The organism is Croceicoccus bisphenolivorans (assembly GCF_001634625.1).
GTDB classification, from domain to species: domain Bacteria; phylum Pseudomonadota; class Alphaproteobacteria; order Sphingomonadales; family Sphingomonadaceae; genus Croceicoccus; species Croceicoccus bisphenolivorans.
On sequence record NZ_LRSE01000001.1, the window covers coordinates 217893 to 231864 of the forward strand.

9 protein-coding genes are annotated in these 13972 nt (G+C 62.5%); 2 read left to right on the top strand and 7 right to left on the bottom strand.

Annotated features, from left to right (window positions below; all coding sequences use genetic code 11):
- Positions 1–136: 136 nt before the first annotated feature.
- On the top strand, positions 137–1762 hold the full coding sequence (locus A7A77_RS01075) for an AMP-binding protein (RefSeq protein ID WP_066552313.1): 1626 nt from the start codon (positions 137–139) through the stop codon (positions 1760–1762).
- Positions 1759–2721: a quinone oxidoreductase family protein gene (locus A7A77_RS01080; protein WP_066552316.1), complete on the top strand. Its 963-nt coding sequence runs from the start codon at positions 1759–1761 to the stop codon at positions 2719–2721. Before A7A77_RS01075 ends, A7A77_RS01080 begins: the two co-directional genes overlap by 4 nt.
- Before the next feature lie 28 nt (positions 2722–2749).
- Here A7A77_RS01080 and A7A77_RS01085 read toward each other — a convergent pair whose 3' ends face one another.
- From A7A77_RS01085 to A7A77_RS01115, 7 genes are all read right to left on the bottom strand, one after another.
- Positions 2750–6199 (bottom strand): pyruvate carboxylase, encoded by a 3450-nt coding sequence (locus A7A77_RS01085; RefSeq protein WP_066552320.1) that lies wholly within the window; start codon positions 6197–6199, stop codon positions 2750–2752.
- Between the two features lie 119 nt (positions 6200–6318).
- Complete coding sequence (locus tag A7A77_RS01090; protein WP_066552322.1) at positions 6319–7347, bottom strand: proline racemase family protein; 1029 nt, start codon at positions 7345–7347, stop codon at positions 6319–6321.
- Between the two features lie 49 nt (positions 7348–7396).
- The gene (locus A7A77_RS01095) at positions 7397–8896 is read right to left on the bottom strand and encodes an aldehyde dehydrogenase (RefSeq protein WP_066552323.1); all 1500 of its coding nucleotides are present in this window, start codon (positions 8894–8896) and stop codon (positions 7397–7399) included.
- A 22-nt stretch (positions 8897–8918) separates the two neighbouring features.
- Positions 8919–9830, bottom strand: a complete 912-nt coding sequence (locus A7A77_RS01100; protein WP_066552324.1) for a dihydrodipicolinate synthase family protein — start codon at positions 9828–9830, stop codon at positions 8919–8921.
- 114 nt (positions 9831–9944) lie between these two features.
- The gene (locus A7A77_RS01105) at positions 9945–10958 is read right to left on the bottom strand and encodes a LacI family DNA-binding transcriptional regulator (protein WP_172799808.1); all 1014 of its coding nucleotides are present in this window, start codon (positions 10956–10958) and stop codon (positions 9945–9947) included.
- A 111-nt stretch (positions 10959–11069) separates the two neighbouring features.
- Entirely contained in the window at positions 11070–12725 is a 1656-nt protein-coding gene (locus tag A7A77_RS01110; protein WP_066552327.1) for a choline dehydrogenase, read from the bottom strand.
- A 27-nt stretch (positions 12726–12752) separates the two neighbouring features.
- Complete coding sequence (locus A7A77_RS01115; RefSeq protein ID WP_082835806.1) at positions 12753–13955, bottom strand: MFS transporter; 1203 nt, start codon at positions 13953–13955, stop codon at positions 12753–12755.
- Between the last annotated feature and the right edge of the window lie 17 nt (positions 13956–13972).

Consider the following 13972-nt stretch of genomic DNA (forward strand, 5'->3'; position numbering starts at 1 on the left):
GGGCCGCTACAACCTGCCCAAGGTGACAGGTGTTATCCCGAATTTCCTGTGCCGCAGGCGTGCGCCCTACCACTTTCGCCAATGGCAGCGGCGGCGCGATCCCGCGACAAGACGTTCGGGGAACAGGAGCTTGAAGATGGCCAAACTCGAAATGCCGTGGAACTGGCTGGACCTTCCGCCACCGCACCTTGCGCGGTTTGCGGACCAGTGGGGCGGGAAGACGATCGCGGATCTGGCGCGCGAGCGTGCCGCTTCGGCCCCCGATTTCGTGGCGCTTGTCGATGGCGTCCGCTCGCTGACGTTTGCCGAATGGCTTGCCGATGCACAGGCGCTGGCCAATGCTCTGGCCGCCAAGGGACTGGAGCCCGGCGATGTCGTCGCATTCCAGACGCCGAACTGGCACGAGGCCGGCGTTCTCAACCTTGCCTGCGCGATGGCCGGGCTGGTCGTAAACCCGATCGTCCCGATCTACCGCGACGCCGAAGTCGAGCTGATGCTGCGCGATTGCCGCGCCCGCGCCATCTTCACCTGCACCACTTTTCGCCGTTTCGACTTCGCCGGAATGGCGGAACGGCTAAGCCCGAAGCTCCCCGATCTCGAACACGTCTTCACAGTGCGCGGTGACGGCGCGAACGATCTCGCCGCACTGGTCGAGGAAGGCCGCGCGCTTGCCGATATTGCTCCCAAAGTCGATCCCGGCTCGGTCAAGATGGTGCTTTTCACATCCGGCACGACGGGCCGCCCCAAGGGCGTTCTGCACAGCCACGAAACGCTGGAAAACATCGTGCGCAAGAGTTACGCGCACTGGGGCATCGGCGCGGGCGAGACGATGATCATGCCCTCTCCCGTCACGCATATCTCCGGCTATGCCAATGGCCTTGAATGTCCGTTGATCGTCGGCACGCGGGTCGTGCTGATGGAGGCGTGGAACGCGCAGGACGCGCTCTCCCTGATCGAGGAATATGGCGTCAGCGGCACGGTCGCGGCAACACCGTTCCTTGTCGAACTGGCCGACGCGGCACGCGCCGCCGGAACACGGCTGCCGTCGATGAAGGTCTTCGCCTGCGGCGGCGCGGCGGTCCCGCCGGACCTGATCCCGGCGGCCAATTCGGCGTTCGGCAACCTGCGGGCCTTCCGCGTGTTCGGCGCGAGCGAGGTGCCGCTAGTCACGTTCGGCTGGCCGCAGGACGAAACGCTGGCAGCGACGACCGATGGCGAAGTCGTCGATTACGAGGTCAAGATCGTCGACGACGACGGCAAGGCCCTGCCCCGCGACACCGAGGGGGAGATACTCGCGCGCGGGCCGTCGATGATGCTGGGCTATGCCGACGAAGCACAGAGCGCGGCGGCTTTCGATGCAGAGGGCTATTTCAAGACCGGCGATCTGGGCACACTATCTCCGAACGGCGCGGTCACCATCACCGGTCGCAAGAAGGACCTCATCATCCGCGGCGGCGAAAATATCAGCGCGGTGGAGATAGAGGATGTCCTGCGCACCCATCCGCAAGTGCGCGATGCCAGCGTCGTGGCCATGCCGCACGAACGGCTGGGCGAAGGGGTCTGCGCCTACATCATCAGCGTTGGGGAACCCGCGTCTACCGAAGCGCTTTGCGCGCATGTGCAGGCCAGCGGCCTTGCCAAACAGAAAACGCCGGAACACTTCGAGTTCGTCGATGACTTTCCGCGCACAGCGTCGGGCAAGATCCGCAAGGACCTGCTGAGAAAGGACATCGCCGGGCGGATGGAGGCCGCCAAGGCATGAAAGCGATCTGGTATGAGGAAAACGGCGGTCCCGAAGTTCTGCAATACGGCGAATTGCCCGATCCGGACGCCGGGCCGGACACAGTGGTCGTGCGCGTCGAATACGTCAGCATCGAAGGGGGTGACTTGCTCAACCGCAGCGTTACGCCGCCCCGCAAGGTGCCCTTCATACCCGGCTATCAGGCCGCCGGAACGGTCGAAGCGGTCGGTGCACAGGTCACGAAGTTCGCACCCGGAGACAGGGTCGTCGCGTTCAACTGGCACGGCAGCCATGCAGAATTTTTCGCCACGCCAGAAAAGTACGTTTATCCGATCGCTGACGGACTTCCAACGCAGCAAGCCGCCATCATACCGGTCGCATTCGGCACCGCCAGCGACGCGCTGTTCGAATATGGCAGGCTGCAACCCGGTGAAACGGTACTGGTGCAAGGCGCGGCCGGCGGGGTTGGACTTGCCGCCGTGCAGCTTGCCGCACAGGCCGGTGCGCGCGTTATCGGCACGGCGTCGGGGCGGCAGAGGCTGGCCCGGATCGAACCGTTCGGCATGGACCACGGCATCGACTATCGCAGCGAGGATATCGCACAAGTCTGCCTTGAACTGACCGGCGGCAAGGGCGTCGACATTGTGCTGGACATGGCCGGCGGCCATTCCGTCGGCACGCTATTGCAGGCCATGCGATTTCGCGGCCGCTATGTGGTCATCGGCGCATCGACCGGCACATTGCCTTCGTTCGGCTTCTTCGAACTGATCCGCCGGGCGGCAACTGTTCACGCGGTGTCGTTCGGCGGTGAAATGCACCTTCCGCGTGTCCACGATCTGATCGCCAGCCTGTCCCGCCGGATGGCAAGGGGCATGTTGCAGATGCCGGTCGAACGGATCTTCCCGTTGGCCGATGCCGCTGCCGCACATGCCTTTGTTGCGAACAACCACCCGTTCGGGCGCGTTCTGCTCAAGCCATGAGGCTGGCCCCGTAATCGGGCCCGGCCTGTCAGCCCAGCACCACCAGCAGTTCCTTTGCCTCGACTTCCTGCCCCGCCTTTACGTTCAGTTCAGAAATCTGGCCGTCGCGTGGCGCAGTGATCGCGGTTTCCATCTTCATCGCCTCCAGCGTGAGCAGGAGATCGCCAGCCTTTACCGGCTGCCCCTGCTGGACCGAAACGGCCGCGACAGAACCCGGCATCGGGGCGGCGACATGCTGTTCGTTCGCCGGATCGGCCACGCGGCGGCTTGCCCGCCCCGCACTCGCCTTGCGATCCGCGATAGTAACGATGCGGGGCTGCCCATTCAGTTCGAAGAAAACGCGGACCGTCCCGTCATCTTCGGTATCGCCGATCGCGGTCAGTCCGATGACCAGCGTCTTGCCTTGCTCGATCTCTACGTTCACCTCATCTCCCGGCTGCATGCCGTAGAAATAGACCGGCGTGGAAAGCGCAGAGACCGGCCCATACTTGCGATGCGCGTCGGCATAGGCAGTGAAGACCTTGGGGTACATCAGGTAGCTGGCGAATTCGTCCTCGCTCAGCGAACGGCCGCATTGCTTTTCGGCAGTCTTGCGCGTGGCTTCAAGATCCTGCTCTCCCAGCAGGCTGGCCGGGCGCACCGTGATCGGCGTTTCGTCACCCAGAACGCGCTTCTGGATATCGGCGGGCCATCCCCCCGGCGGCTGGCCGAGATCGCCGCGCAGCATTTCAACCACAGATGCGGGGAACGCGATGTCGCGTCCGCTATCCAGCACGTCTTCGGGGCTGAGATCCTGAGCCACCATCATCAGCGCCATGTCGCCCACGACTTTCGATGACGGCGTGACTTTCACGATGTCGCCGAAAAGATTGTTGGCCTGATGATAAGCCCGCGCCACTTCGTGCCAGCGCGTGTCGAGGCCAAGGCTGCGGGCCTGTTCCTTGAGATTGGTGAACTGCCCGCCGGGCATTTCGTGCAAGTAGACTTCCGACGCGCCCGAACGCAGGTCGCTTTCGAACGCGGCATACTGCGCACGCACCGCTTCCCAATAGAAGCTCAGTTCGCGAATGGCGCGCGGGTCGATGCCGGTATCCTTGTCGGTGTTGCGCAGCGCCTCTACCACCGCGCCAAGGCACGGCTGAGACGTCGTGCCCGACATCGCGTCCATCGCCGCATCGACACTGTCCGCGCCGGTTTCGATAGCCGCAAGCAGCGTTGCCGCCGCAGCGCCGGAGGTATCGTGGCTGTGCAGCGCGATCGGCAGATCGGTCGCCTCTCGCAGCGCCTTGAACAGAACCCTTGCCGCAGCCGGCTTCAACAGGCCCGCCATATCCTTGACCGCCAGCATGTGGCACCCCGCCGCCTCAAGCTGACGCGCAAGGTCGACGTAGTAGGCAAGGCTGTACTTGGCGCGATCGGGGTCGAGAATGTCGCCGGTATAGCAGAGCGCGCCCTGTGCGATTTTGCCGGTTTCGGCCACGGCGTCGATCGAAACGCGCATGTTCTCCACCCAGTTCAGGCAGTCGAAGATGCGGAAGATATCGATGCCCTTTGCTGCCCGGCCGATGAAGTGGCGCACGACATTGTCGGGGTAGTTCGTGTAGCCGACGCCATTGGCCCCGCGTAGCAACATCTGGGTCAATAGGTTGGGTGCCCTCTCGCGGATCGCCGCCAGACGTTCCCACGGGTCTTCCTGCAGGAAGCGCATCGAAACGTCGAACGTTGCCCCGCCCCAGCATTCGAGGCTGAGCAGTTGCGGCACCATGCGGGCATAGCTTCCGGCAACGGCGATCATGTCGGCGCTGCGCATGCGCGTTGCCAGAAGCGACTGGTGCGCATCGCGCATCGTCGTGTCGGTCAGAAGCGGCTGCTTCTGATCGCGAATCCATGCGGCAAGGCCCGCCGCACCTTCGCGTTCGAGGATCTGGCGGGTACCGTCCGGCACGGGGCCGGAAACCGGCGGCACCTTGGGCGCCAAGGCGTGGGCAGCCGGCTTCGCCCTGCCCTTCACATCGGGATGACCGTTGACCGTGACATCGGCGATGTAGGTCAACAGGCGCGTCGCGCGATCCCGCCGCTTGCCGAATTTCAGCAGCCCCGGCGTATCGTCGATGAACTTGGTGGTATAGCGGTTCGCCGCGAAGTCCGGATGGCGCAGCACGTTTTCCAGAAACGCAAGGTTCGTTGCCACGCCGCGAATGCGGTATTCGCTGAGCGAGCGGAGCATGCGCGCGACCACTTCGTTGGCATTGGGCGCCCAGCACGTGATCTTTTCCAGCAGCGGATCGTAGAACCGCGTGACGACCGCGCCGGCATAGGCCGTGCCGCCATCGACGCGCACGCCATAGCCGAAGGCCCCGCGATAGGCCGTGATCCGGCCATAGTCGGGAATGAAGTTGTTTTCCGGGTCTTCCGTCGTGATGCGGCACTGCATCGCATGGCCGGACAGTTCGATCCTGTCCTGCGCCGGAACGCCGGTTTCCTCCACCACGCCAAGCCGGCCGCCCATCGCGATCCGGATCTGCGCCTTCACGATGTCGATGTCGGTGACCATTTCCGTGACCGTATGCTCGACCTGGATGCGGGGGTTGACCTCGATGAAGTAAAAGGCGCCGGTTTCCTCATCCATCAGGAACTCGACCGTGCCCGCTCCGACATAGCCGGTTGCCTGCCCGATCCGCAGCGCCGCGGCACAAAGCGCCTCACGCGTAGTTTCGTCGATATAGGGTGCGGGGGCGCGTTCAATCACCTTCTGGTTGCGCCGCTGGATCGAACAATCGCGTTCGAACAGGTGGAACAGGTTGCCGTGCGTATCGCCCAGCAGTTGCACCTCGACATGGCGTGCGCGGCGGATCAGCTTTTCAAGATAGACCTCGTCGCGCCCGAAGGCGGCCTTCGCCTCGCGCCTGCCGGAGCCTACGGCTTCCAGCAATCCGGCCTCGTCCTCGATCGGACGCATGCCGCGCCCGCCGCCGCCCCAGCTGGCTTTCAGCATCAGCGGATAGCCGATCTCCGCCGCAAGCTTGCGGATTTCGTCATCGTTATCGGGCAGCGGCTCTGTTGCCGGAACCACCGGAACATCGGCTGCAACGGCGATGTGGCGGGCCGAGACCTTGTCGCCCAGGCTGCGCATGGTTTCGGGCGAAGGGCCGATGAAGACGATACCGGCCTCCGCACAGGCTTCCGCGAAATCCGGGTTCTCCGACAGGAAACCGTATCCCGGATGGATCGCATCGACGTGGCGTTCCTTTGCGATCTCGATAATGCGCCGCCAATCGAGATAAGCCGCGATCGGCCCCAGCCCATGGGCCAGCAGATAGGCCTCGTCCGCCTTGAAGCGGTGGAGCGAAAGCTTGTCCTCATCCGCATAGATGGCGACGGTCCGGATACCCAGTTCGTTGGCGGCGCGGAATACGCGGATCGCGATTTCGCTCCGATTGGCAACGAGCAAGCTCTTGATTTTCGGCTGATGTGTCATGCGAAATCCCGATCTGGTCCGCGTTCGTCATCACAACGCAGAGGATTTGAACCATGCTTGTCGAAATCTTGATCTTCGCTAGTGCAGCAAAGTGCCAAGACCGCTTGATCAGCGCAAGCCTAATCGCGCCACAGGTCGTTGAGCCGGTAACCGGTGGGCAAAGGATCCGTCCCGTCGAGGACATACTGGTGAAAGCCGGTAATCCATGCCGAACCTGTAATCGCAGGGCGAATGCCGCGCTTACCCCCGATATCGACCCAGCCGACATGTTCGCCGATGTATTCGGTGCCAAGAATGCCACGATGGCGCAGTTTCTGCCCCGGTTCGATCAGGCCCCGTTCCGCCAGCACCGCAAGCCGCGCGCTCGTACCCGTACCGCAGGGCGAACGGTCTAGCCGCCCCGGCGACACGATAACGGCGTTGCTGCCTTCCCAGCCCTCTTCGGTCTGTGTCAGCGGATTGGCGAACAGTGTCTGGTTGATCGTGTGGATGCCGGGGTTTTCGGGGTGCACGGCAGGCGCCTGCACAGCGGCGGCGCGCTTGATCCGTTCCCCCACCTCCACCAGTTGCGCCGCTTCTTCGGGCACGAGTTTGAAGCCCAGTTCGGCGGCATCGACAACGGCGTAGATCATGCCGCCATAGGCGACATCGACCTTGATCTGGCCCAGCCCCGGCACATCGACCGGGACGTCCAGCCCGAAAACGAACGAGGCGACGTTTTCAAAACGCACGTTCACGCACTTGCCGTCGCGGCATTCGGCCTTGATGCGGACAAGGCCGCCCGGTGCTTCCAGCGTGAATTCTGTGACCGGTTCCTGCATCGGCAGGATACCGGTTTCAAGAATGGCCGTGACGGTGCAGATGGTGTTGCTGCCCGACATCGGCACGTAGAAATCGGATTCCATAATCACGAAGCCGATGTCGGCCTCGGGATGGCAGGCAGGCAGGACGAGGTTGACGCACTGCGTGACCGATCCGCGCGGTTCCTGCAGCAGGAACTTGCGCAGATCGTCACTCTGCGTTTCGAGGAACTGCATCTTCTCGAAAACGCTTGCGCCGGGAACGTCAGCCACTCCGCCGGTGATCACGTCGTTGCGTTCGCCACAGGTATGAACGCCCACGACATTGACCATCCGGCGCAGTTGCATCTGTATTCCTTTCCCTCGTCCTGACTCGATGGAAAACCTGTCTGGTCCCTTAGCGGGTCTGGATCCAGATCGTCTTGGTTTCCAGGTACTGATCGTGCGCGGCAACGCCCTTGTCGCGTCCGCCGAAGCCCGACTGCTTGAACCCGCCGAAGGGCGATGCGAAGTCGCCTTCGGAGAAGCAGTTGACCGAAACGGTACCCGCACGGATCGACTTTGCCACGCGGTGTGCGCGGTGCAGGTCATCGGTGTAAAGCGCCGAAGCAAGGCCATAGGGCGTGTCGTTGGCAACCTTGACCGCTTCGTCCACCCCGTCGACGGGGATGACGGCCAGAACCGGGCCGAACACTTCCTCACGCGCCAGCGTGGCATCGTTGGGAACGCCGTCGAACACAGCGGGCTTCACGAAGAAGCCGCCGGTTTCCTCCAGCGTACGGCCACCGGCCAGCAGCGGCTTGAAACCGTCACCCGCCGCACCGTCGATATAGCCGAGTACCTTGTTCATGTGCGCTTCTTCGACCATCGCACCGATCTGCGTTTCCGGATCGAGCGGATCGCCGACCTTCCACGATTCGACCGTCGGCAGCAGAACATCGAGGAACTGGTCCTTGACCTTCCGGTCGATGATGAGGCGCGAACCGGCCGAGCAGTTTTCACCCTTGTTGAAGAGGAAACCGGCAGCGACCTGATCGGCAATGCCCTGCAGATCGGTAACGTCGTCAAGCACGATCGCCGGGCTCTTGCCGCCCAGTTCGAGAACAACGCGCTTGAGATTCGATTCAGCCGAATACTTCAGGAAGTAGCGGCCGACTTCGCCCGAACCGGTGAAGCTGACGCAATCGACGTCCATGTGGCGACCGATAGCCTGACCGGCTGTTTCACCCATGCCCGGCAGGACGTTGAGTACGCCGTCGGGAATGCCGGCTTCGGCAGCCAGCTGGGCAATGCGCAGCAGGGTCAGCGAAGTCAGTTCGGCGGGCTTCACCACGACCGAGTTGCCACCGGCCAGCGCAGGCGCCAGCTTCCAGATGGCGACGAAGATCGGGAAGTTCCACGGCAGCACCGCGCCGACGACACCGATGGCTTCGCGCACGATCATGCCGACCTGGTCGAAACCGGTGGGCTGGACCTGATCGAAGATCTTGTCCGCCATTTCGGCGTGCCAGCGCAGGGTTGCGATCGAATCCGGCACGTCGACCGAACGGGCGTCGCTGATCGCCTTGCCGTTATCGAGCGATTCCAGCAGGGCCAGTTCCTCGCCGTGCTGCTCCATCAGGTCCGCCAGCTTCAGCAGAACCTGCTTGCGATGGCGCGGTTCGGCGCGCGACCACGAACCGGACTCGAAAGCCCGGCGCGCGGCCGCAACGGCCAGTTCCACATCGGCCGCGTCGCATTCCGCGATCTGGCCCAGTTCCTTGCCCGTCGCCGGGTTGATGGTGGCGAAGGTCTTGCCCGAAAGCGCATTGACGAACTTGCCGTCGATGAATGCGCGCGTTTCATAGGAAAGAGCGCGCGCCGCCTTGTCGAAGTCCACCTTTGTCAGGTCGTTCATTGTCTGTCTCCGCGTGGCGCGATCAGGCGACCAGGGCCGCGAGATCGAGAGCCTTCACATCGTCGTAGAGCTTCTCGAAGTGCGTCTTCTCGGCGTCGGTCAGGCCACCCATCGGAGCGCGCATCGGGCCGACGTCGAAACCGGCGAGTTCGGTGCCGTACTTGACGTACTGGATGTACTTGCCACCGTTTTCGAGGAGATAGATCAGTGGCATCATGCCCTGCATGATCTTCAGGCCGAGCAGGATGTCACGCTTCTCGACAGCGGCCTTCCACAGGGCGACATGCTCTGCGGGCAGGAAGTTGGAGGCACCGGCAATCCAGCTCTTCGCACCCCACAGGAAGATGTCGAGAGCCTGATCGTCCATGCCGCAAACACGCTGCAGGTGCGGATAGTTCACGACATGCTCGTAGTGACGCGACATGGAACCGCTCGATTCCTTGATCGCGTGGATGTTGTCGATGCCGCGCACGCCATCGAGGAAGTCAGGGCCCATGTCCACGGCGGTACGCGAAGGCATGTTGTAGAGGATGATGCCGAGATCGGTCGCGGCTGCGATGCGGCGGAAGTGGGCGGCTAGCTCTTCCGCGCTCGGCGCTGCGTACGGCGGCGCTGCAAGCATGACGGCTTCGTAACCGAGGTCCTTGACGTAGTCGTTGAGCTCAAGGGTGTCGTCGGGACGCATGGCGTTGGTTCCGGCGATCAGCTGTGCGCGGCCGGCAACGTGCTTAGCCACGAACGCAAGCGCTTCGCGGCGTTCTTCCATGGTCATGGCGTAGTATTCGCCGGTCGAACCGCCCTGCAGAATGGAGGTGACGCCGTTTTCGATCAGCCAGTCGATGTGACGGCCAAGGACATCATAATCGATTACGTTATTAGCGTCGAAAGGCGTGGTGAGAACGGTGATGATCCCGGAATACGTGGGCAGCGACATCTGTTTTGCTCCTTGAACAGGCGAACTCTTGTTGATGGCCTGTTTCGTAATCGATTACGTAATGGAGTGCAAGGGGGCAATTGCGCCCTTGCGAAACCGTCCACCGGTTTCGCGTCAGGCGGCTTTGGTCTTCGTCTTGGGAGGGGCAGCCGAATCGCGCAGGATCAGGCTGGCATTGAGCTTGCGCGAAACGATCGGATTATTGCCAACCTTGGCGTTCAGCAGCGCTTCTGCACAGCGCTTGCCCATTTCAGCAGCGGGAACCTTTACGGTGCTGAGTGCAGGATCCAGCAGCTGCGCAAGTTCGAAGTCATCGTGCCCGATGATCGACACATCCTCCGGCACTCGCAGTCCCATGCGCTTGGCTTCCTGCAATGCACCGATGGCGAAAGTATCGGAACTGCACACCACCGCGGTAAGGTCCGGATGAGAAACCAGCAGGCTGTGCATCACGTTCGCGCCGGAGGCATAGGCACTGTCGTACGCATTCTCGACGACCGGCCACTCCTCCTTGATACCGGCCATCTCGCGCGCGTCGCGGAACGCCTGGATACGCGACTGCTGGCGATCGTTGCCTTGCGACGGGCCCGCGATCATCGCGATCTTGGTATGGCCCAGTGCCAGCAGGTAATCGACCGACTGCCGGGCGGACTGGTAATTGTCGAAACCGATCGAAGGGATGCTCTCATCTTCGAGGTAGGAATAAGTCGTAACGACCGGCAAGTGCGACCGTTCGATGAACTCGCGAACGCGCGGATCTTCCACCCTGCCGACCATCAGCAACCCTTCGGCCCCGCGTTCGACGATGGCGCGGATGTGATCGAAGATGTTGCGGTTGTCGAACCCGGTCGTGATGATCACGGGCGCGTAACCGCTTTCACTCAAAGTCGATTGAAAGCTGTTCACCAGTTCGGCAAACATGGCGTGGTTCAGCGTGGGAATGATCACGCCGAAAATATGCGTTTGCTGCAGGCGCAGCGCCTTTGCCGCGGGGTTAAGGGAGTAGTTCAGTTCCTTGGCGGCCTTGTGCACCTTTTCCAGAATCTGCGGGCGCACCGTCTCGGGCGAATTGAACGCACGCGAGACGGTGCAAGCGGAAACACCGGCCAGCTTTCCCACATCTGCCATCCGCGGGCGCGCGGGCTTGTTTCCCGTTTTGCGCTTGCTGCGGACAGACTTCTGGTTCGCCATTCCTCTGTAACTACTCCGATAAAACGATCACGGCCCGATGCCGGGAATTCATGCTTCCATGTAATAGCCCGGCGCTTCTGATGGAAGGGGCGCCCTTCCCCGGACCATGTCGGCGACCTTTTCCGCCATCATGATCACCGGTGCATTCAGGTTGCCGCTGACGATCTCCGGCATGATCGATGCATCGACGACGCGCACGTTCTGCAAGCCGTGCACTCTCGCTTGCGCATCCACTACGGCCATGTCGTCATCGCCCATGCGGCAGGTGCAGCACGGGTGATAGTTCGTGCCCGCATTCTCGCGCAGGTAGGCGAGGATCTGCTCGTCCGTCTCGATCTGCGAACCCGGCAGCACCTCGTCGCCTCGGCAGCCCGACCATGCAGGTTGACCGACGATTTCGCGAATGATTCTGACCGCGCGGATCGCCGTTTCGCGGTCCTCCTCGGTCGTCAGATAGTTGAACTGGAAACGCGGACGCGACTTGGGATCGGCGGAATCGATCCACACCCGCCCCGTGCTGGTCGGCCGCATCAGGCTGAAGAAATACTGGAAGCCCGCGCCAAGCGAGACCTTGCCGTGCTGGAACTCGCCAAGGAACGGGATAAATTCGAACTGCAGATCGGGCACCTTCACGTCCGGCGTGCTGCGGGTGAACACGCCGACTTCGAAGAAGTTGCCGGCACCCGGCCCGCGCTTGGCAAGGAACCATTGCAGGCCAAGGTTGGCGCGGCCCAGCAGGTTGAAATCCTTGGCCACAGAATATTCGGCAGGCGCCTCGTAAGTGACGGGTGCGGCAAGGTGGTCTTTCAGCCCCTCGCCCACGCCGGGCAGATCCTGCACGACGGAAATGCCGAGCGCTTCAAGATCGCGGGCGTTGCCCACGCCCGAATGCTGCAGCAGGGTCGGGGAGTGCATCGCGCCGCCGCAAACGATCACTTCGCCCGCGATGCCGACGGAGAATGACTCCCGCCCGCAAGTACCCGTCAGGCGCACCCCGCGCTTGCCTTCAAATTCGATCTTCTCGGCAAAGGCACCTGCCACGACGTGCAGGTTTTCGCGGCGACCGGGTGCATGGATGTACCCTTGCGACGTGCTCCAGCGGATGCCCTTGCCGACATTGCGCTGCGTGATGTGCACGCCTTCCTGACGGTAACCGTTGGCATCCTCGACATAGGGCAGGCCGTATTCCTGCCCTGCCTCCAGAAATGCACCGTAGAGTTCACCCTTCGCGCCGCACGTCTCGACAAGCATCGGGCCATTGCCGCCGCGATAGGCGTTGGGACCGCGATCGTAGCTTTCCGACTTCTTGAAGTAAGGAAGAATTTCGGAATAGGACCACCCCTCGTTACCGAGAGCCGCCCAGTTGTCGTAGTCCCACGGGTTGCCGCGGACCCAGTTCATCCCGTTGATCGAGGATGAACCGCCCAGTACCTTGCCCCGCGCCTCTTCGATAACCCGGTCGTTCAGGCCGGGCTCCGGTTCGGACATCAAACGCCAGTTGAAGCGTTCCGACTGCAGTGGAAAGGCCAGCGCGGCGGGCATGCGGATGAAGAAGTGGTTGTCCTTCGGCCCCGCTTCCAGCAGGAGCACGCGGCTCCCCCCGTCTTCGGCCAGACGCCCGGCCATCACGCTGCCGGCAGAACCGGAACCGACCACGATGTAGTCGTATTCGGTTCCGATCGTTCTACCCCAAATGTCCTTCATCGATAGAATCCTCGCAAGAAAATGACGTCAGGTCAGACGCACGTCGCCCGCAATCTGCGCCGACGACTTGATGTTTTCGAGCACCCGGCCGCTCATGGCGATGGCCAGCATCGACACCATGATCAGCATGATCGCGATCTTCAGGCCGGCCACGCTGGCCACCAGGCCCAGCACGAGCGGGCCGCCAACATAGCCGAGATAACCGATCGTGTTGACCAGCGCGATGCCCATGGCCGGCGCCGACGGCATGGCCGCAGCCGCGCGGGTGAAGAACATCGGGATGCAGTTCGCAAGGCCAAGGCCCACAGCACCGAAGCCGATCAGCGCCGCGACATAGCCGCCGATGAAAACGACGCCCAGAATACCGGCAGACGCGACAAGCCCGCCAAGGAAGATGACCCGCCGCGCGCCAAGGCGGCGGATGAGCGGGCCGCCGATCAGGCGACCGATGGCGAGGGCAAACTGGAACGCGGCAAAGGCATTGGCCGAATCCGCAGCGCTCGCGTTGACTTCTTCCTTCAGATAGACCGAGCTCCAACCGTTCATCGCGTTTTCAGTGAAAAGCGCGAGGATCACGAAACCGGCAAGGATCAGGATCGTCGGGTTACGGAAAGCGGTCAGCAAGCCCTTGCGGGTATCGCCGCCTTCGCCTTCCTCCGCTTCGCAGTGCAAGTTGCCAAGGAAACGCCAGCCAAGGACGATCGCCGCAACCATGATCGCGCCGGCAACGGACATCGACGGGCTGACGCTGTTGTAACGGCCGATCAGGAAGCTTGCCAGCGACGCGCCGGCCACACCGCCAAAGTTATAGGCGGCATGGAACGAGGGCATGATTTCCGCGCGCCAGTCACGCTCCACCAAAGAGGCATGGGTGTTCATCGAAACGTCGATGAAGCAGTTCACGGCACCCAGCGCGACAACCGCAACAGCGAAAGTCCAGAATGTATCGACCGAAGTCAGGACCTGTGTCGCCACCGCGACCATAAGCGCGCCGGCCAGCATCGTCATGCGCGTGCCGACGCGGCTGGCGATCATACCGCCGACCACCACGGCCACCACCGTGCCGAAACCCTGAACGCTGAGCGCAGTGCCAAGCTCAGCTTCGTTCAGGGCCAGCTTTTCCATGAACAGCGGGATGTTCGAAAAGAACAGCGCCAGAACCATGCCGTTCACGAAGAACACGGCAGTTGTCGAAACTCTTGCAGCACTTGTCGACCGTGAACGGCGCATCCTAACCTCCCTTTTTT